We start from the raw sequence: 20,450 nt of genomic DNA, 5'->3' as shown, positions 1-20,450 counted from the left end.
GGAACCTTTCCCAAGGTTCCTTTTTTGCATGCAAAAAAGGACCGGCTTTTCACAGCCAATCCTTTTTGCGGAACAACACGAACATGAAGATACCGACAAGCGCCAAAACAATGACCGCAGCGACTCCGCCGTACTCCCAGTGCAAGCCGGGAATGTACTCGAAGTTCATACCATAAACGCCGGTAATGAACGTAAGCGGCATGAAGATGGTCGTCAGTGCCGTAAACACGCGCATGATTTCGTTCGCGCGGTTCGCGAGGGAAGATTGATAAGCCTCCCGTAAGTTCGCCATCAAGTCGCGGAACGTTTCGAACGTCTCGGATATTTTTACGGCGTTTTCGTAAATATCGCCAAAATATTTTTTAAGCGGCTCGCTGACCAGCTTCAGCTCTTTTTTGTGTAGCGTCGCGATGACTTCTTTTTGCGGAACGAGCACTTTTTTGAGCCATAAAATTTCACTTCGCAGCCCGATAATCTCATTCAAATGCGACTTCTTCGTGTGCATGAGAATGTCTTCTTCCAACTTCTCGATCTTCGCTTCGATCCGGTCCCCGACGTTGGTGTAATTATCGACGATAAGGTCGATCAAGTGATACAGAAACTGGTCGGGAGCCGTAACCTCCTCTTCCCAGAGAATTGGCTTCAGGGCGCGAATTTCGTTGATTTTTTGCCGGGTGATCGTGATGATATAATGCTTTCCAAGAAAAATATTGAGTGCGCGGAGAAAAATTTCCTCGTCATCGAACCGGATGCTGTTGACCACGATAAAATAATGCGAGTCGTACAGCTCGATCTTCGGCCGCTGCTCTTCTTCCGTTAAAACGTCCTCTATGGCGAGTTCGTGAAGATGAAACAAAGGCTGTAAGACGTCCAAGTCCTCCGGCTCGGCATCAATCCAATAAAAGCCGTGCTGAGGCGGATCGATGGTTTGCGTGATGTCTTCCACTAGTGTAAAAATGCCGTCCTGAACCAAGCGTGCCTTCATAAGTTCCACCCTTCCGTATTGATCGGATGGAACGCTCGGCCGTCTGCCTCCTGCGAGAAACAGACCCTTAAGCTTCAGTCAGGCGCTGTTCGTCATCAATACGCACAAAAAAGCATGCGCATTCTCGAACGAATGGCAGACGATCGGGTTCCAAACGATAGATTCAATTGTGTTTGAACGCAGATGCGACTTCCCGGGTCTCCGTCCATTCGATTGCTGCACCCCTTCTAGCGTGAAATGTCGAATACCTGTATAGTATAACGCGTCATATTCGAGAACACAATGAGTTTGTATTTCATTCGCGCATGGGAATAATTTATGCAAAATCAGGCGGAGTGGTGCGGGTTCGGACGCCATTATTTCATGGGGAAGGTTCCGCTTGACGCTTGCTGTGATTTCGATTACATTAGTATTATCGAAAACAACTGAATAGATTCGGTTTCACACTCTTATCAAGAGCAGGTGGAGGGACTAGCCCGATGATACCCGGCAACCGACAGACCTTTGCGTAAACAACACGTTGATGTTTTTTCAGCATGGCAAAGGAATGCACGGTGCTAATTCTTGCGGAAGCCAGGCGGCTTCTGACAGATGAGAGAGGACGATGTAACTATACAAAGGCCTTTCTCGTGCGATAGAGAAAGGCCTTTTCTTATGCCTTTTTCAGTCGCAGGAGTGCAGGGAACGACGAATCCAATGACCCGAAGGAGTGAGCCCGATGCCCATCAAAGTACCAGATCATCTGCCGGCCAAGGAAGTGCTTGTCAACGAGAATATTTTCGTCATGGACGAGAGCGTAGCGTTTCGTCAAGATATTCGCCCACTGCGGATCGTAATCTTAAACCTGATGCCGACGAAAGAAACGACGGAGACCCAATTGCTGCGGCTGATCGGCAACACTCCGCTACAGGTTGAATTCATTCTGCTGCACCCGAAAACGCACACGTCCAAGAACACGTCGCTGGAGCACCTGGAGCAGTTCTACAAAACGTTCGAAGACATCAAGCACGAACGCTTTGACGGCATGATCATTACAGGCGCGCCGGTCGAGCAGCTTGAATTCGAAGAGGTGAATTATTGGGAAGAATTGACGCAGATTATGGAGTGGAGCAAAACCCATGTCACGTCGACGCTGCATATTTGCTGGGCGGCTCAGGCCGGTCTCTACTACCATTTCGGCGTGCCCAAGTACCCGCTTGAAGAAAAAATATTCGGCGTATTCCCGCATACGATTACCACGCCGAACGTGAAGCTGCTGCGCGGATTCGACGAGCTGTTTCTCGTTCCCCAGTCCCGTCATACCGACGTCCGCCGGGAGGATGTTGCCCGGGTCGAGCAGCTCGACATTTTAACGGAATCGGAGGAAGTGGGCGTCTACATCGCCGCGACGAAGGACGGGAAGCAAATTTTTATTACCGGCCATTCGGAATACGACGCGTGTACGCTCAAATATGAGTACGACCGCGACGTGAACAAAGGGATGGAGATCGCGATTCCGAAAAATTACTACCCGAACAACGATCCGACCCGGCCGCCGCTCAACACCTGGAGGGCCCATGCGAACCTGCTGTTTTCCAACTGGCTCAACTATTATGTGTACCAAGAGACGCCGTACGATTTGTATAAGGGGGATTATATGATATGAGCAACTGTTCCAAGCCAGAGTTGAAAATCGAGAGCCGGCTCGCGCAGATCGGCTCCCAGGAGGAACCGGTTACGGGAGCGGTCAGCTTCCCGGTCTATCAAGCGACGGCGTTTCGTCATCCGAAGCTCGGGCAGAGCACGGGATTCGACTACGCGCGTACGAAAAGCCCGACGCGCAAAGTATTGGAAGATGCGATCGCCGAGCTGGAATCCGGGGACGCGGGCTTTGCCTGCAGCTCCGGTATGGCGGCGCTCCAGACGATCTTTGCGTTGTTTAGCCAAGGCGATCATTTGCTGGTCTCCCTCGATTTGTACGGCGGGACGTACCGGATGCTGGAGCGCATCATGTCCCGCTTCGGCGTCACCGCAACATATGTGGATACGAACGATCTCGACGCTTTGGAAGCGAACTTCCAGCCGGGTACGAAAGCGGTTTTGATCGAAACGCCCACCAATCCGCTGATGATGGTTACGGATTTGGCGCTGGTGTGCGGCTGGGCAAAGAAAAAAGGCATTCTTTCCATCGTCGATAACACGCTGCTTACCCCATTTTTCCAACGTCCGATCGAGCTTGGAGCCGATATCGTGATTCACAGCGCGTCCAAGTACCTCGGCGGACATAACGACGTGCTTGCGGGGCTTATTGTGACGAAAGGCAAGGAGCTGTCCGAGGAAATGGCGTTTCTGCACAATTCGATTGGCGCGGTCTTGGGCCCGCAGGACAGCTGGCTGCTCATGCGCGGCATGAAAACATTGGCAATCCGCATGGAGCGCCACGAATACAACGCCACTCGTATCGCGACGTTTTTGCAATCCCATCCGCAGGTGGAAACGGTCTACTATCCGGCGCTCGAAAGCCACCCGGGCCATGACATTCAGAAGAAGCAATCGTCCGGCAATACGGGGATTTTTTCCTTTAAAATGAAAGACGCCCGCTATATCGAACCGATGTTGCGTCACGTGAAACTGATTGCGTTCGCGGAAAGCTTGGGCGGCGTCGAATCATTGATGACGTACCCGGCGGTACAGACCCATGCCGATATTCCGGAAGACATCCGCCGAAGAGTCGGCGTGGACGATAAACTGCTGCGCTATTCCGTCGGCATCGAACATGCGGACGACCTGATTGCGGATTTGTCCCACGCCATCGATCTAGCACAGCAGGAGATTGAAGGGGGGGGACCGGCTCATGGCTGATAAGACGACACAAGGAACTCATCCTAATGACCATCATAAAGAGCGCGCTTTCGCCACGAAGCTGATTCATTTCGGAAGCGAAATCGACCGGACGACCGGCGCTTCCAGCGTTCCGATCTACCAGGCTTCGACGTTCCATCAATTTTCGCTCGACGAGCCGCAGGAGTACGATTACTCCCGCTCCGGCAACCCGACCCGGCAGGCGCTTGAGGATTACATTGCGCTGCTTGAGGGGGGCAAGCGGGGCTTCGCATTCGCTTCAGGAATGGCGGCGATCTCGGGCGCGTTCATGCTGCTGTCGGCGGGGGATCATGTGATCTGCACGGAGGATGTGTACGGGGGCACGTACCGGCTGCTGACGTCCATCCTGACCCGGATGAACATCGAGACCACGTTCGTCGACATGACGGATTTGGACCGGGTGAAAGCGGCGCTGAAGCCGAACACGAAAGCGGTGTTCCTCGAAACGCCGTCGAACCCGACGCTCAAAATAACCGATATCGCCGAAGTCGCGGGCTGGGCGAAAGAACATGGCCTGCTGACCATGCTGGACAATACGTTCATGACGCCTTACCATCAGCGCCCGATCGAACACGGCATCGATATCGTGCTGCACAGTGCAACGAAGTTCCTTGGCGGTCATAGCGATGTAACCGCAGGGCTGGCCGTTGCCGCCAACGACAGCTTGGGCCGCCGACTGAAGCAGATTCAGAACGGGCTCGGCACCATTCTCGGCGTGCAGGACTCGTGGCTTCTCATGCGCGGGATGAAGACCTTGAAGACCCGGATGGAAGCGCACGAGCAAAGCGCCCGGCAGCTGGCATCGTGGCTGGCGGCTCATCCGTCGATCGAAACCGTCTATTATCCGGGGCTGCCAAACCATCCCCGCCGGGACATTCACGAGAAGCAGTCGCTCGGCTATGGCGCCGTCGTCTCGTTCGACACTGGCTCTGGGGAACGGACCAAGCGTCTGCTGTCCAAGGTGCGCATCCCGCTCGTCGCCGTCAGTCTGGGGGCGGTCGAGAGCATTCTTTCCTACCCGGCGATGATGTCTCATGCGGCGATGCCGCGGGAGGTCCGGCTGGAGCGAGGAATTACCGACGGGCTCGTCCGGTATTCCGTCGGGCTGGAGGATATCGCCGATATCATTGAAGACCTGGAGCAAGCTTTAGCGGACACGGACCGATAAGAGAAGGAAGAAAAGCCGATGATTCAGGGGGATCATCGTCGAGAGTGTTGAGAAACCTTAGAAGTAGAAAAACTCAGACAAATAGAGGTGGGGTATATCCCGTAAGAGTTTACGTCCGCCTTTGAAGCCCGTGAAAATACCGCAAAGTCTAATCAAATTCACGGGTAGATAGGGGGTCCCCGGAAAGTAATCGGAATAAGCTTCCAAGTGTTACTTCACTTTCTGGGGGAGGGCAGCGGCTGGAGGGATATACCCCACCGGCGTATGCAGAGAATTTCTACCTGAAGCAGGTTTCGCAACAAGCTCAGCCGATGATTCAGGGGATCATCGGCTTTTCTGTGAAAAAAAGGAATACCTCCCTATTCACTATAACGAACTCGTGATATGATAGAAGGGACAAGCTGTTGCTGCCGGTTAGGGGGAAATTTATGACGTTTTCATTTGCTTCAGGTGAGTGGAAAGAACGAATCCGGATGTTACTCCGGCTGCCTTATCCGAGCAGAGCGCTCCGCTTTTTTCCCCCGGAGTTTACGTTTCGCAATCCAGTGCTCTCGCTGGTCAAACGGTACCGGAGCCAAGGAAAATCGTGCGGGCTTATTTTGCTGTACTTGGAAGATTTTCATCATATGTTTTCCACTTATTCCGAAGCGAGGCTTTGCGCCTTGCAGGGTCGTATCCGGCAGACGATCCTGGAACTGCTGCCCTCCTGCTTCCGGGACAAAGACGTGATCGGAGTCCGGCAATTTGCGCTCGACGATTACGGTATTTTCGTTAAGGAACAAGCTGCTTGCGGGTTCGACGAATTGCAGCGCAAGGCGCGGGAGCTGCAAAAAGAAGTTTCGCGCAGGCTGCGCATGCATGCGGATGTCGACGCTCAAGCTCCCGTATCGCTGCAAAGCGGATGCTATATTATCGGTCCGGACCTCGAGAACACGTCCGCAGGCATACAAGCGGCCTATCATTACGCCCGCTGCATTGCGACGCGGAAGCTGCCGCCGCATTTTTGCCCGACCCGGGAGCATCTGTTGGACATTTTGAAGCAGGAAAACATTTTCGTTCTCGCCCAACCGATTCTCAATTTGGCCAGTGGCGAATTGTACGGCTGGGAAATTTTGACCCGCGGTCCGCAAAACTCGCCGTTCCACACGCCTGCCGAGCTGTTCGATATGGCTTACCAGGCCGATCTTTTATCGAGCTTCGAATTTCTGGTCATTAAGAAAGCGTTCATGGAAATATCGTCCCGGGCGATTCAAGAGCAGGTGTTTATTAACGTGACGCCCGTTTCGCTCGGACATCCGCTGTTCCTCCATCAGCTGCTGGAAACGTTGAAGCAATTTCCGGCCATTTCGGCCTCGCAGGTCGTTCTGGAAATTACGGAACGCCACGCGATTCGGGATTTTCAATACATAGGGGCCGTCATGAACGCTTGCCGCGTCCATGGGTTCCGCTTTGCCGTGGACGACGCAGGGGCCGGCTATTCGAGCCTGCAATCGATCTCCGAGCTGGTGCCCGACATTATCAAAATCGACAGATCGGTCATCGCCGAAATCGACCGGATGTCCGTTAAGCAATCGCTGCTGAAGGCGCTGCTGCACTTCGCCGACAACATGAACTGCCAAGTGATCGCCGAAGGCGTGGAGCGGCCGGAAGAGCTCAGCATGCTTTGCGAGATGCAGGTGCATATGGTGCAAGGCTTTTATTTTGCCCGTCCGCAGCCGCTGGTGACCGATCAGGAACGGGTACAGCAGCTCCAATTGGTCAAAGAAAAAATCGTAGGGCACCGGCATATGCATCCCGCTTGAAGGCTTTGTGCCGATGATCACAAATTGGTCACAAAAACGGCCGCCGCTTTCCGCCCCAAGGAAAATGGCGGTCTTTTAGTATGGCAGGAGCGGAGTATTTTATGGTAGGATGAAAGCATAAAGGAGATGAAAGCGATGAGTTCCATCGACCGGATATTGGATAGCGCGCTGGCCGGCAACCGGATCAGTCTGGAAGACTGTATGGCGCTCTACGAATCGGACCAAATCGAAAAAATGGGCCATGTGGCCAACCAAATTATGCTGCGGCATCATCCGGAGCCGGTTACGACCTTCGTGATCGGTCGGAATGTCAATTATACGAATATTTGCGATGTGTACTGCCGTTTTTGCGCCTTCTACCGCGCACCGGGCTCGGCAGAAGGCTATGTGCTGCCGGACGAGGTTATTTTTCAAAAGATCCAGGAAACGATCGACGTCGCAGGAACCGAAATTTTGATGCAGGGAGGCACGAACCCGAACCTGCCTTTCAGCTATTACACCGATCTGCTGAAGGAAATCAAGAAGCGGTTCCCGAACATTACGATGCACTCGTTCTCCCCGGCTGAGATTATGAAAATGAAAGAGGTATCGGACGGCCTGTCTCTGGAGGAAGTGATCCGGGCCATTCACGAAGCCGGACTGGATTCGCTGCCAGGAGGCGGCGCGGAAATTCTCGACGACCGCACACGCCGCAAAATCAGCCGTCTAAAAGGCTCGTGGCGCGACTGGATGGATGTCATGCAAACGGCCCACAAAGTCGGTATGCACACGACCGGGACGATGGTGATCGGCTTCGGCGAAACGATGGAGGAACGCGCGCTGCATCTGCTTCGCATCCGTGACGCACAGGACGAGTGCATCGCGAACGGCTACAATACGCCGGGCTTCCTGGCGTTCATCTCTTGGACGTTCCAACCGGACAACACGAATCTGAAGGCGGAGAAGCTGGGGCCACAAGATTACCTTAAAAACGTCGCGATCAGCCGCATTATGCTCGACAACATTAAGAACTTCCAATCGTCTTGGGTGACGATGGGACCGGAGGTTGGCAAGCTGTCGCTACACTACGGCTGCAACGATTTCGGCTCGACGATGATCGAAGAGAACGTTGTATCCGCGGCAGGAACGACGCACAAAGTGAACATCGGTTCGACGCTGCAGCTTATCCGGGAAGCAGGCAAAATTCCTGCGCAGCGCAATACGCGCTATGAGATTTTGCGCCGCTTCGACGACGAGACGGTTCAGGTGCATAAAGACTTCATTATGCAAAATTAGCACAAAATTAAAGACGCTTGTTCTTCGAACCACCCCGGGCTCGAAGGCAGGCGTCTTTTTGCGTATGTTTATGTGCGCTCGCTCCGACGCTTAGCCTAACCACTGAAAGACACGGTGCTTGGCCGTTTCCTCAGCCTCCCGGCCTAAGCCGCCCTTGCCCGGAAGCAGCAGCTCCGGCTGGACCAGAATCGGGGCGCCGCCGCTTCCGCCCGTCCCTCCGCTGCCGATGACGACCCGCGCGCCCCGCGGCACGAGCGGGTACAGGGCGGACATCGCCTCGTTGCTCAGGCGGATGCAGCCGAGCGACCGGTTTGCGCCGATCGATGCTGCGTCGGCGGTGCCGTGGATGGCGATTTCGCCCATCCCCAAGGCGGCGGTACCGTATACCCCCGGGCGGCTCCCTTGAGGCTCGCGGACCCGCTCCAGGACGGTCAAGGTGCCGTCGGGAGTTCGGCCGTCGGCGCCCAATCCGACCGGAAGCTCTGCGAGCACCACCGGTCCGGCGTTCAGACGGAGCGAGTGAGCGCTTTTGTCGATCGTGACCGTCACCGGTTCGAAAGGTAGGTTTGCGGAGGCGGCTGCCGTTCCGGATGCACCCTCCCATGCGACATTCGGATAAAACCTGCGTGCGGGGTCTTGGGCTTGAGCGTCGTAAACCCATCCGCCGCTTCCATCAAAAACGGTTCGGACATGAGCCGAACCGCTAATCGTTTCTATAGGCATATAGCTGGCATAGTTACTAGGATAAGGCTGAAACAGCTGCTCGACGGAGGAGGGGGCTGATCCATGATCCGTAGCGTAAGCTTCAAGCGCCGTCCGGATCAGTTGAGCTCCGGCCGTCGTCCGGAGCTTTTGGAATTCCGGTTGCAAGAACCGGATTTTGACCGAACGATCGACGGCCGGGTTGTATTCTGCCACGACAAACGCCTTGGTCTTAAACTGCTCGTCGCTCAGCGGCACCGCCTGGTTATCGGCGGTTCGAACGCCGGAAGCTACGCCGTACAGGACGATCGCTTGCTTCGGATGATCGCTAGCAAGCTGCAGCGCTTTTTTATGAAGTGCCTCCTCTACAGCTTTCTGCGGCTCTCCGTAAGGAAAATGCAGGACGTAAGCGGTTTCGACGCTTTCATACGTGACTTCTTTCCCGACGCTCCAAGGTATAAACGCCGACACGACCTTCGAAACGGCGGTGGGTCCGTATAACAGCGCAAGCAGCAGGAGGTTGATGAACAGGAGCACCAACAGCAGCATTTTTAGGCCGGCGGCAGCGCCTTTTCTTTTGGTACGCGTCGCAATTGTGCCCGAGGCGGCTTGCGGTCCGGCGCTGGCAGGAGCTTTCTCCTTCGTCAGCCGCCGGATTGATCCGGACGCGGGAAAATAATACGGCGAAGGGTAGGTGCTCATCGCTTCTTTATAATGCTTCAGCGCTTTGCCGATATTGCCGTTGTTCTCGAAATATTGTCCCAACTTGTAATGCGCTTCGGGAGAGTGCGGGTCGAGATACGTGATCACCTTTTCGTGATACTTGGGGTCGCTGCGGTTAAGGTAAATATTTTTGTGCAGACGAACCAGCTTGTCCGCGGCCGGCGATTTGAACCTTTGGCGAAGATGCTGCATAGCAAACCTCCCAGGATCGTATTTTTGTCTTTGATACGTATTGTATCACAAATGTGTAAAATAATACAATTGGTATCGAAAAAAGAAGACTTCAGATGAGTTCTGCTCACAGTTATTGCTACATCGCGGGTGTCTGTACTTTGTATATCTGCGAAGGTCCAGCCATATACTTTAAAGGAATCGTAAGGCCCGAAAGGAGAGTGTGACCCTGGATGAAGCTGTTGACGATCGTAATGGTGAAACGCTCCGAAGCTCAGGCTGACCGGCTTTTGCGTCTTGTCGAGCTTTTCGGCGAACGGCTACATAAGGAGAACAAGATCCGGATCGTTCTGGACCGGCGGAATGGTCTGCAGCGAGTCGAAGTGAGCGCGGATATGCCGGCTTTTCAATTGCAGGCCGACGGTCACGCGCTATATGAAGCGGCAGCCGGCGCCGTGGCGGACTATTTATTGGCTGAAGAAGAGCAGCGTCTGCTGCGTCATATGATCCGTCATGAGTTTCATTACAAGCAGGACGAGGAGACGGACAGCATCTTGGGCTATTGCAGCCAAATGTTGGGAGAGCGGGACGATTCGGCGGCGGTCAAATCGGACAAGAATGAAGCGTACTTGCGGCGGAAAAACAAGCTGACCGCCCTGCTTACCGAATACATCGAAGAGCATACGGAGCTGAATTTGGACGGCTTTCTGCGTTTCCGGGCGCCGGATTACTTGAACGAGCTCCGCGAAGTTGTCGAATATGCCGTCGACGAATTCGTCATGGACCGGCAGTATCGCGAATTCATTTCCCTGCTGCAATATTTCGTCTATATTCAGGAAGCGAAAATTCCGTTCGTTCACCTTATTCACAAAGGCGGCAATGAGTTTATGCTGCTTGGCGAGCATCTGGAGAAGATCGAAACGAACGATGCGGATGCCGTCGTGACGGTAGAAACGCTCGAGAAGGATATGAATTTCGAGGATATGATTGTCAGCACGCTGATTACGGTATCTCCGCAGCAGATTTATATCCACACCCGCGAGCCGGATTTGCAGGTGATCAAGACGATCCGGCAAATTTTCGAGAATCGCGTGGAGCTGTGCGGCTACTGCCGGCTATGCCAAAACCTTGACCGCTCAACAGCGGCTGAATATAATAAGGGATAAGGCAAGGATCGAAGACACGATCGGTTGAAGTGCTGTTCAGAGAGAGGGGACATCCGGCTGCAATCCCCTTCAGCGAACGTCAATCGGTTACCCCTTTGTAGCCGTGATTTGGAAACGTCGCTCTGGCCTGACTAGATCAGCGGGCGGAGACGCGTAGTATAAATCGCCGGATCATTCCCGTTACCGAATGAATTGAGGATTCGCAGCATGTTCTTTTTGTTCAACTGATGAGCTGCGGATTGAATTAGGGTGGAACCACGAGCTAAGCGTACTCGTCCCTTTCGGGATGATACGCTTTTTGTATTTTCTACAATTATTTGGAGGTAGTGGACATGGCTGTAAAAGTAACTTTTCCCGACGGAGCGGTGAAGGAGTACCCGCAGGGAACAACGCTGGAAGAGGTGGCAGGCTCGATCAGCTCGGGTCTGAAAAAAAATGCCGTCGTAGGCAAACTCAACGGAAAACTCGTCGATTTGGGCACGCCGCTGGAAGAAGACGCCGCGCTGCAAATCGTTACGCTGGATAGCGAAGAAGGCCTGGAGGTATACCGTCACAGCACGGCGCATTTGATGGCGCAGGCGATCAAACGGCTGTATGGCAACAAAAGCGTCAAGCTCGGTATCGGACCGGTGATCGAAGACGGGTTCTACTACGATATCGATATGGAAACGTCGATTACTCCGGAAGATCTTAGCAAAATCGAAAAAGAAATGGAACGCATCGTTCAGGAAAACTTGCCGATCCGCCGCCGGGTAGTCAGCCGCGAGGAAGCGCTGAGCATTTTCGGCGAGCTGGAGGATCCGCTTAAGCTGGAGCTGATCCGCGACCTTCCGGAAGATTCGGTCATTACGATTTATGACCAAGGCGAGTTTTTCGACCTGTGCCGCGGGCCGCACCTGCCGTCCACCGGACGGATCAAAGCGTTCAAGCTGCTTAGCGTAGCGGGCGCTTACTGGCGCGGCGATTCGAAGAACAAAATGCTGCAGCGCATCTACGGCACGGCGTTCCCGAAAAAATCGGAGCTGGACGAGCATTTGCACCTGCTGGAGGAAGCAAAAAAACGCGACCACCGCAAGCTCGGCAAAGAGCTGAAAATGTTCACCTTCTCCAGCGAAGTCGGCCAAGGACTTCCGATCTGGCTGCCGCACGGTGCCAAAGTACGCCGCACCCTGGAGCGTTATATCGTCGATCTGGAAGAGCGTCTCGGCTACCAGCACGTGTACACGCCGGTGCTTGCCAACGTGGAATTGTATAAAACGAGCGGTCACTGGGAGCATTATCAGGAAGACATGTTCCCTAAGATGGAATTGGACAATGAGGAGCTTGTTCTGCGCCCGATGAACTGTCCGCACCATATGATGGTGTACAAGAGCGACATGCGCAGCTACCGCGACCTGCCGGTGCGGATCGCCGAGCTCGGCACCATGCACCGCTACGAGATGTCCGGAGCGCTTACTGGTCTTCACCGCGTCCGGGCGATGACGCTCAATGACGCACATATTTTCTGCCGCCCGGATCAAATCAAGGAAGAGTTTGCCCGCGTCGTCAACCTGATCCGTCAAGTCTACGAGGACTTTGGCATCAAGGAATACCGCTTCCGTCTGTCGTACCGCGATCCGAAGGATACGGAGAAATATTTCCAAAACGATGAAATGTGGGAAATGTCGCAGCGGATGCTTCGCGAGGTGGTCGAGGAGCTCGGCCTGCCGTTCTTCGAGGCGGAAGGCGAGGCGGCCTTCTACGGTCCGAAGCTGGACGTTCAGATTAAGACCGCGCTCAAGAAAGAAGAGACGCTGTCGACCGCACAGCTCGACTTCCTGCTGCCGGAGCGCTTCCAATTGGAATACGTCGGAGCCGACGGCCAGAAGCATCGTCCGGTCGTCATTCACCGTGGCATTATTTCGACCATGGAACGGATGACCGCTTTCCTGCTTGAGAACTTTGCCGGAGCGCTGCCGACATGGCTGTGTCCGGTCCAGGCGAAGGTGCTTCCGGTATCCGGCAACTTCGACGAGTACGCCAAAGAAGTCGAAGCGAAGCTGCAAAACGCTGGTATCCGGGTCGAAGCCGATCTGCGCAACGAGAAGCTCGGATACAAAATTCGCGAAGCGCAGCTTGAGAAAATTCCGTACATGCTCGTTGTCGGCGAAAATGAGGTGCAAGCGTCCGGCGCTTCCGTTCGCAAGCGCGGTCAAGGCGACCTCGGTGCACACAGCGTAGATAGCGTCATCGAGCTGATCCGGGAAGACATTCGGACCAAACAAGTGTAACCGGCTATATGATATGATTTGGCAGAAGAGCCTGCTCCTTGTTGTGAAGGGGGCAGGCTCTTTGCATTGGACCAAGGGAAGCTGCGAATCCCGGAGACTGTGTATAGATCTTGCGAATGTTGGAGAGCCTCTTCTAATAAGGGGAGGTTTAAACCAAGCTTATGCTACCAAAAACCGCAAGCCATGCCAAATGGATTTTGTTCATCGTGCTGATGCTGTCCTTCTTGATATGGTTTGAAAGACAACAGGATTACAAACGGTCTATTGCGCCGAACACTGAGCTGGAGATCGCAGCTTTGCCCGTATCCTTGCATTCGTCCGGTGTGAGCAAGCCGGAGGTTAAGCAACCTGAATCTCAGCCCGTATCCGCAGCAAGCAGCCGCCGAACGATGAATTACAAGCTGTTCCCTCACAAGGGACAAGATTTATCCAACTATAAAGCCGTCGAGGTGACGGCAACCGGATACTATGCCGGACGGGAGTCGACTGGCAAAAACCCGGGACATCCCGAATACGGAGTCACGTTTTCCGGCATGAAGGTTACCCGGGACGTCGAAGCGTTCTCCACAATCGCCGCAGATCCGAAGGTGTTTCCGATCGGAACGGTGTTGTACATTCCCGGCTACGGCTACGGGATTGTCGCGGATACAGGCGGTGCCATCAAGGGCAACCGGATCGACTTATATTTCGAGACGAAGGATCAGGTGTACAAAGAGTGGGGCAAAAAAACGTTGAATGTCTTCGTGGTGAAAAAGGGCGACGGAAAAATTAACGAAACGCTCTGGAACCAATTAAAAAATGAACTGCTGTTTTAAATTTTCTAAGCATAACGTCCCTTCTTGAAATCCATAATAAAGGGTATCAGGGGAGGTGATAGCGATGGCTAAAAATAAAAATCAAAATTTAAATCTAAATAAAAACCTGAAGACCGATACGGAATTTTCCGAAGAGGTTGTAGCTAATAACGTGAAGCAGGCGGCTCAAAACAACCCGAGCGAGAGCGCCAGCGAATCGGCAAGACAATAGGAGACATAAGCAGATCCAAGGAGGAGGCCCGAGTGAAATTTCGAGGCTTCCTCTTTTCGCTTGATGGAAGTTCGAATGAAATTCGTTATTTTCAAAGCGGGGATTTTGGTGTAAACTGATACTAACAATGTAATCATATCTGACATCATGGGATAGGTGAGGTTTCATGTTGAATGCTGTGCCGTCAGGAAGTTCGGTAAGGATGAACCAGCGGAAAGCGGCGGAAGTGTATCCTTTTCTCGAAGCGTATATCTCCCGTAAGGAAGAGCAGCTAGCCGAGCTTGAGCAAGCCGTCGAACGATACGAAAAAAAGCGGATGATGGAAGAACGAAGCTATCAAATGATGTCAGCATTCCGACGGTTATTTGCTGGCAAAAAGCCGGACCATCATCTGGCCGTCGAATACATTCACTACGTCAAGAAGCCTATGGAACAAATTCGCGTGCTGCGGTTGGAGATTGAGCAGGCCCGTATCATTTTGAATGAAAGCGAACCAAACGATTTGGTGGCGGTTAGCGAAGAGTTGTCGAGAGCACTGGATTAAACCAAGAAAACGATCATGGACCGCATAAAGCGTCTGTTCGCCGTTTGCCGGCGTCGGAGGCTTATTTTTGTTTCCGCATATTGACAAAAACGGCCTGCCCCAGCACCCGGCCGATAGACATGGAAAGGGATGAAGCGATGATGACAAGGAAGTTCGAAGATTTTGTATACGAACGCCCAGATATGGAGCGGCTGACGGAACAGATGAATGAATCGCTGCAGCAGTTCTCTGAGGCCGGTTCGCCGGAGGAGCAGCAGGTTCTTCTGACTCGGATGAACGAGCTTCGGAGCCGTTTCGAGTCGATGGCCGCGATCGCCCGAATCCGGCATACCATCGATACGAACGACCCGTTCTATAAAGCGGAGCAGGACTTTTTCGACCAGCAAACACCGGTATATCAAGGGTTCCTCTCGAAGTATTACGCGGCTTTGGCCGGATCTCCTTATCGCGCGGCGCTGGAGGAGAAGTGGGGCAAGCAAATGTTCCGGATTGCCGAAAGAACCGTAAAAACGTTCACGCCTGGAGTGATTGACGAGCTGCGGCAGGAGAACAAGCTTGTTTCCGACTATGTTAAACTCACCGCTTCCGCGTCGATTTCGTTTGACGGCCGCGAGCTCAATCTGGCTCAGCTCGAACCGTATACGCTTTCGACTGACCGGGAGACGCGCAAGCGCGCGCTGGATGCGGGATACGCTTTTTTTGCGGAGCACGAGACGGTTCTTGACGAAATCTACGATAAGCTTGTCCAAGTACGGACGAGTATCGCCCAGAAGCTCGGCTATCCGAACTTCGTTCAGCTTGGATACGACCGTCTGAAGCGTTCGGATTATGACGCGTCCGATGTTGCTGTGTTCCGGGAGCAGGTGCGGAAGCATCTGGTGCCGCTTGCTTCGCGCATCCGGGAGCAGCAACGGCGTATGCTTGGCGTGGACCGGTTAACTTACTATGATGCCAAGTATCGTTTTCCGAAGGGCAACCCTACGCCTAAAGGCGATGCCGATTGGATCGTCGACAACGCCAAGCGGATGTACGCCGAGCTGTCGCCGGAGACCGACACTTTCTTCCGGATGATGATGGAGCGCGGACTGATGGATCTCGTCAGCAAAACCGGCAAAGCGCTCGGCGGGTACTGCTCGTATATTAAAGCGGAGCAGGTGCCTTTTATTTTCTCGAACTTCAACGGAACGAGCGGAGATGTCGACGTGCTGACGCACGAGGCCGGACATGCGTTCCAGCATTACATGAGCCGCCATCATGAGGTGCCGGAATACTTGCATCCGACGCTGGAAGCATGCGAGATTCATTCGATGAGCATGGAGTTTTTCGCCTGGCCTTGGATGGAACTGTTTTTCCGCGAAGATACGGACAAATACAAGTATAAGCATTTGAGCGCGGCCATTCTGTTCATTCCTTACGGTACTGCGGTCGACGAATTCCAGCACTTCGTGTACGAGCACCCGGAAGCGACCCCGGCGGAGCGCAAAGCCAAGTGGCGCGAGCTGGAATCGGTCTATCGTCCGGATTTGGCGCTGGAGGAGAACGATTTGCTGAATCGCGGCGGATACTGGTATCAGCAGCGGCACATTTTCCGCACGCCGTTTTATTATATCGACTACACGCTGGCGCAAATCTGCGCGCTCCAATTTTGGTCCCGTGTGCAAAGCGACAGCAAGCGGGCTTGGGACGATTACGTCAGGCTTTGCCGGGAAGGCGGCAGCCGTTCGTTCAGCGAGCTGGTTGAGGTGGCGGGGCTGCTTTCGCCGTTTGCGGAAGGTACGGTCGAGTCGGTGATCGGCGATATCGGCGCTTGGCTGGAGAAGGCGGACGTTCGCGCGTTCTAAAATTCGACAACAGCCTCAGAAAAAAAACATATTTTTCCTAAGAGATGAAAAAAGTTTACATTTTCGTCTCTTTTTTTCTCTTTAATTTACTGGTGTTTAAGGAGAATTCAAAAAAAATTGTTAAATTTTAAAATTTCTAATGACAATTTGGTCAATTAACTTCATAATGGGACTTGATGCTGTCATCCGAAATAATTCCAACGAAGTGAAATTTTATGACACAATGAATGTGGAAGTGAAGGTGATCCCTTGTCTGAGGCACTTTTGGAAGTGAAATCGCTTAAAACGGTAATTAAAGACAAAAAGAGGGAACTGACTGTTGTCGACGGCATCGATTTTAAAATCGGAAAGAACGAAGTGGTCGCGCTTGTAGGCGAATCCGGCTGCGGCAAAAGCATGACTTCCTTGTCGATCATGCAACTGCTTCCCCGGGTAGGGGAGATTACCGGCGGCGAGGTCCGTTTCGGCGGCCGGAATTTGGTCGGCCTCAGCAATCGGGAGATGTCGGGCGTTCGCGGACGCCAAATCGCGATGATCTTTCAGGAGCCGATGACCTCCTTGAATCCGGTGCTTACCATTGGGAAGCAGTTGACCGAAGCGATTACCCGACATCTTGGCGCAAGCAAATCGGAAGCGGTTACAATAGCGGAGGATTGGCTGCGGCGCGTCGGATTTCCGGAGCCTTCGCGGATTCGGAAAGAGTATCCGCACCGTCTGTCGGGCGGAATGCGGCAGCGTGTCATGCTGGCGATGGCGATGGCCTGCAGGCCGGAGCTGCTTATTGCCGATGAGCCGACTACGGCTTTAGATGTGACGATTCAGGCTCAGGTGCTGGACCTGATCCGACAGCTGCTTCGCGAGACCGACATGTCCGTGCTGTTCATCACGCATGACTTGGGCGTTGTCGCCGAAATGGCTACGCGCGTTATCGTCATGTATGCCGGGCAAATCGTCGAGACGGCAGACGTAAGAACGCTATTTACAGATGCCAGACATCCGTACACGAAAGGCCTGCTCCAATCGACGCCACGCATGCAGGGGACCATCGAGCGGCTTGTCCCGATACCGGGAAGCGTTCCGCCCGCTGGTGCTTTTCCGGCCGGGTGCCGGTTTGCCGAGCGCTGTCCAATGGCGAAAGCGGAATGCCGCGACCGGCAGCCCGAGCTGCGGGACATCGGAGCGAGGCATCAGGTTCGCTGCATTTTGATCTAGTACGGATCGAGAGGGAGATGATCGACACGTGGGGGCTCCGCTTCTAGAGATTAAAGGGTTGAAAAAATATTTTGGCATTGGCGGCAGCATGAAAAACGGAGCCGTCAAAGCGGTTGACAATGTCAGCTTTACGGTATTTAAAGGGGAAACGCTAGGTATTGTAGGCGAATCCGGCTGCGGCAAGTCGACGGTCGGCCGGTTGGTTTTGCGCTTGCTCGATTTGACCGAAGGTGAAATCGTGTTTAACGGGACTTCGATCGGCAGTTGGAATCAACGGCAGCTGCGGCCGATCCGGAAAGAGATGCAGTGCGTCTTCCAGGACCCGTATGCCTCGTTAAATCCGAGAATCACGGTGGGTAAAGCGATTGCCGAGCCGCTTGTGGTCCAAGGCGGCTTGAAGTGGTCGGAAGCGATGAAGCGGGCGGAACAGCTCTTGGATACGGTCGGACTAAGATCCCATGCGGTTGGCATGTACCCGCATGAATTTTCCGGCGGACAGCGGCAGCGTATCGCGATTGCCCGCGCCATTGCGTTAAGTCCAAAGCTTATCGTGGCGGACGAGCCGGTCTCGGCGCTTGATGTCTCGATCCAGGCGCAGATCGTCAACTTGCTGGAAGAGCTGCAGACGCGGACGAACGTGTCGTACTTGTTCATCTCGCACAATCTTAGCGTCGTCCGACATATTTCCGATCGGGTTGCGGTTATGTATTTAGGCCAAATTGTTGAGTTGGCCGGCCGGGACCAGTTGTTCGGCAGTCCGAAGCATCCGTATACCCAGGCGCTGCTGTCGTCCGTGCCCGAACCGGATGTGGACGGCAAGCGGGAACGGATCATCTTAAGCGGAGAAGTGCCGAACGCGGCAAATCCGCCGTCAGGCTGCGCGTTCCATCCGCGGTGTCCGCACGCTGCGGAGCGCTGCCGGATCGAGAAGCCTGTGTTCCGGGAAGTGGAGCCGGGGCATTACGCCTCGTGCCATTTCGTATAAACAGCTATAGAAAGCATCTAAAAGAGAGGGGAACTTGCCATGTTGTTCAAAAAAATCGGTAAAGCGGGAAATATCGCTCTTGCCACGTTGATGTCCACCGCGCTATTGCTCAGCGCTTGCACGTCCGGAGGCGGAGGCACCCCCGCAACTAGTGAGAAGCCGGCCGATGGAGCGGCAGCCAGCAGCGGCAAAAAGGAAAAGGTGGACGGCGGCGAAATCAATACGGCTTATTTGCTGGATCCGCAAGGTTTTATCCGTTTTTGGGCGACGACAACGACGTCTGTCGAAGTGATCGATTTGGTGTTCAGCTCGTTGTACGACTTCAATGACAAACAGGAAATCGTTCCGGATCTGGCGGCCGGACAGCCTGAGTTCTCGCAAGACAAGAAAGAAATGACGATTAAAATTCGCAACGATGCCAAGTTTAGCGACGGTAAGCCGGTAACGGCCGACGACGTCGTGTTTACATACAGCATCCCGATTAATCCGGATTACAAAGGCCCGCGCAAAGGAACGTTCGAAAAATTGGCGAAAGTCGAGAAAACGGACGATGCGACCGTTAAATTTACGTTCAAAGAGCCGCATGCCGGATACATCGACATGCTGGCTTATAATATTTTGCCTCAGCATTTGCTGAAGGATGTTGCCATTAAAGATATGGAAAAATCGACCTTCGCGAAGCAGCCGGTCGGATCGGGCCCGTACAAACTGGAAGAGTGGAAGCAGGGACAATATTTGCGCTTCGTTCGCAACGACAGCTATTTCGGCGGCAAGCCGGCCATCGAGAAAATAACGGCGAAGATCGTCCCGGATGCGAACGCCATGATGGCGCAGCTGCAAGCCGGAGAAATTAACGTCACTACGGTGCCGGCCGACAATTTGCAGGCCATCGAGCAATTTGCCAAAACATCTGGCAAAATCAAGCTGCAAAAAGGGATTGGCACGGGAACCTATATGTTTGCCGCCTGGAACTTGACCAATCCGCTGTTCCAGGATAAATCGGTGCGTCAGGCACTTACGATGGCGATTGATCGCCAAGGTATCGTGGATAACATCGTCGAAGGACAAGGAAAGCTCGTACACAGTCAAACATCGCCTTCCTACTGGTCGTTTACGGATAATGTGCCGAAATTCCCGTACGATCCGGAAAAGGCGAAAAAGATTTTGGCCGATGCAGGCTGGAAAGATCCGGACGGCGACGGCATTTTGGAGAAAAATGGCCAAAAGTTCGAGTTTGAGATGCAAACGATTCAAGGGAACAAGGTTCGCGAGAAAGCATTGACCGTCATTCAGCAGCAGTTGAAAAAAGTCGGCATCAGCGTTCAGCCTCGGATTGTTGAAGGATCTGCTTTTACGAAAAACTGGATGGGTAAAAACTTTACTGCTATTTTCCACGGCTGGAGCATTTCGGGAGACCCGAACCCGCAAGGCATTTGGCACTCCACAGCGATGGAGACGGGATCGAACTATATTTCTTATAAAAATCCCGAGGTTGACAAGTTGATTGACGAGGACTTGAAAACCTTCGATATGAACAAACGGAAAGAGCTGCTGGCCAAAATCGACGCTTTGATTGCGGAAGACCAGCCGTATACGTTCCTTTATTCGCCGACGACTACTATGGCTTATCCGGCCAATCTCGAAGGCTTTAATCCGAACCGCGACTCCTTGAAGGAAATTGAAAAGTGGTACTTCACGAAATAAGAAAATCCGTAGAT

Annotated in this window: 16 protein-coding genes and 1 riboswitch; of the genes, 14 read left to right on the top strand and 2 right to left on the bottom strand. The window is 53.4% G+C overall.

Annotated elements, in window-relative coordinates; genetic code table 11:
• Positions 1 to 49: 49 nt before the first annotated feature.
• Complete coding sequence (gene corA / locus QMG93_RS12305; RefSeq protein WP_281936779.1) at positions 50 to 985, bottom strand: magnesium/cobalt transporter CorA; 936 nt, start codon at positions 983 to 985, stop codon at positions 50 to 52.
• 446 nt (positions 986 to 1,431) lie between these two features.
• Positions 1,432 to 1,583: riboswitch (SAM riboswitch) on the top strand.
• A gap of 120 nt (positions 1,584 to 1,703) precedes the next feature.
• Here corA and metA point away from each other — a divergent pair.
• The 5 genes from metA (at position 1,704) to mqnC (ending at position 8,092) form a co-directional block, all read left to right on the top strand.
• Complete coding sequence (gene metA, locus QMG93_RS12300; RefSeq protein ID WP_281936777.1) at positions 1,704 to 2,630, top strand: homoserine O-acetyltransferase MetA; 927 nt, start codon at positions 1,704 to 1,706, stop codon at positions 2,628 to 2,630.
• On the top strand, positions 2,627 to 3,826 hold the full coding sequence (locus QMG93_RS12295) for an aminotransferase class I/II-fold pyridoxal phosphate-dependent enzyme (protein WP_281936776.1): 1,200 nt from the start codon (positions 2,627 to 2,629) through the stop codon (positions 3,824 to 3,826). The genes metA and QMG93_RS12295 overlap by 4 nt, the downstream gene beginning before the upstream one ends.
• On the top strand, positions 3,819 to 5,015 hold the full coding sequence (locus tag QMG93_RS12290; protein WP_281936774.1) for a trans-sulfuration enzyme family protein: 1,197 nt from the start codon (positions 3,819 to 3,821) through the stop codon (positions 5,013 to 5,015). The genes QMG93_RS12295 and QMG93_RS12290 overlap by 8 nt, the downstream gene beginning before the upstream one ends.
• Before the next feature lie 428 nt (positions 5,016 to 5,443).
• The gene (locus QMG93_RS12285) at positions 5,444 to 6,817 is read left to right on the top strand and encodes an EAL domain-containing protein (RefSeq protein ID WP_281936772.1); all 1,374 of its coding nucleotides are present in this window, start codon (positions 5,444 to 5,446) and stop codon (positions 6,815 to 6,817) included.
• A gap of 135 nt (positions 6,818 to 6,952) precedes the next feature.
• Positions 6,953 to 8,092: a cyclic dehypoxanthinyl futalosine synthase gene (gene mqnC / locus QMG93_RS12280; RefSeq protein WP_281936770.1), complete on the top strand. Its 1,140-nt coding sequence runs from the start codon at positions 6,953 to 6,955 to the stop codon at positions 8,090 to 8,092.
• A 90-nt stretch (positions 8,093 to 8,182) separates the two neighbouring features.
• Here the strand turns inward: mqnC and QMG93_RS12275 are convergent, their stop codons facing one another.
• Positions 8,183 to 9,709, bottom strand: a complete 1,527-nt coding sequence (locus QMG93_RS12275; protein WP_281936768.1) for a L,D-transpeptidase family protein — start codon at positions 9,707 to 9,709, stop codon at positions 8,183 to 8,185.
• A gap of 212 nt (positions 9,710 to 9,921) precedes the next feature.
• Between QMG93_RS12275 and ytxC the strand changes: the two genes are divergently transcribed.
• The 9 genes from ytxC (at position 9,922) to QMG93_RS12230 (ending at position 20,436) form a co-directional block, all read left to right on the top strand.
• The gene (gene ytxC / locus QMG93_RS12270; RefSeq protein ID WP_281936766.1) at positions 9,922 to 10,854 is read left to right on the top strand and encodes a putative sporulation protein YtxC; all 933 of its coding nucleotides are present in this window, start codon (positions 9,922 to 9,924) and stop codon (positions 10,852 to 10,854) included.
• A 332-nt stretch (positions 10,855 to 11,186) separates the two neighbouring features.
• Entirely contained in the window at positions 11,187 to 13,124 is a 1,938-nt protein-coding gene (gene thrS, locus QMG93_RS12265; RefSeq protein ID WP_281936764.1) for a threonine--tRNA ligase, read from the top strand.
• 161 nt (positions 13,125 to 13,285) lie between these two features.
• On the top strand, positions 13,286 to 13,939 hold the full coding sequence (locus QMG93_RS12260) for a 3D domain-containing protein (RefSeq protein ID WP_281936762.1): 654 nt from the start codon (positions 13,286 to 13,288) through the stop codon (positions 13,937 to 13,939).
• Between the two features lie 64 nt (positions 13,940 to 14,003).
• A complete protein-coding gene (locus QMG93_RS12255) occupies positions 14,004 to 14,150 on the top strand; it encodes a hypothetical protein (protein WP_281936760.1) in 147 nt (48 codons plus the stop codon).
• Between the two features lie 202 nt (positions 14,151 to 14,352).
• On the top strand, positions 14,353 to 14,694 hold the full coding sequence (locus QMG93_RS12250) for a hypothetical protein (RefSeq protein WP_281936758.1): 342 nt from the start codon (positions 14,353 to 14,355) through the stop codon (positions 14,692 to 14,694).
• A gap of 137 nt (positions 14,695 to 14,831) precedes the next feature.
• Positions 14,832 to 16,535, top strand: coding sequence for a M3 family oligoendopeptidase (locus QMG93_RS12245; protein ID WP_281936757.1), 1,704 nt, complete (start codon positions 14,832 to 14,834; stop codon positions 16,533 to 16,535).
• A 249-nt stretch (positions 16,536 to 16,784) separates the two neighbouring features.
• Positions 16,785 to 17,747, top strand: a complete 963-nt coding sequence (locus QMG93_RS12240; RefSeq protein WP_281936755.1) for an ABC transporter ATP-binding protein — start codon at positions 16,785 to 16,787, stop codon at positions 17,745 to 17,747.
• Between the two features lie 28 nt (positions 17,748 to 17,775).
• Complete coding sequence (locus QMG93_RS12235; RefSeq protein ID WP_281936753.1) at positions 17,776 to 18,732, top strand: ABC transporter ATP-binding protein; 957 nt, start codon at positions 17,776 to 17,778, stop codon at positions 18,730 to 18,732.
• Between the two features lie 39 nt (positions 18,733 to 18,771).
• Positions 18,772 to 20,436, top strand: a complete 1,665-nt coding sequence (locus QMG93_RS12230) for a peptide-binding protein (RefSeq protein ID WP_281936751.1) — start codon at positions 18,772 to 18,774, stop codon at positions 20,434 to 20,436.
• Positions 20,437 to 20,450 lie beyond the last annotated feature (14 nt).

It is taken from the genome of Paenibacillus tyrphae (assembly GCF_027925525.1).
In the GTDB taxonomy this organism is placed as follows: Bacteria; Bacillota; Bacilli; order Paenibacillales; family NBRC-103111; genus Paenibacillus_G; species Paenibacillus_G tyrfis_B.
This window is presented reverse-complemented; position numbering and strand designations above follow the sequence as displayed.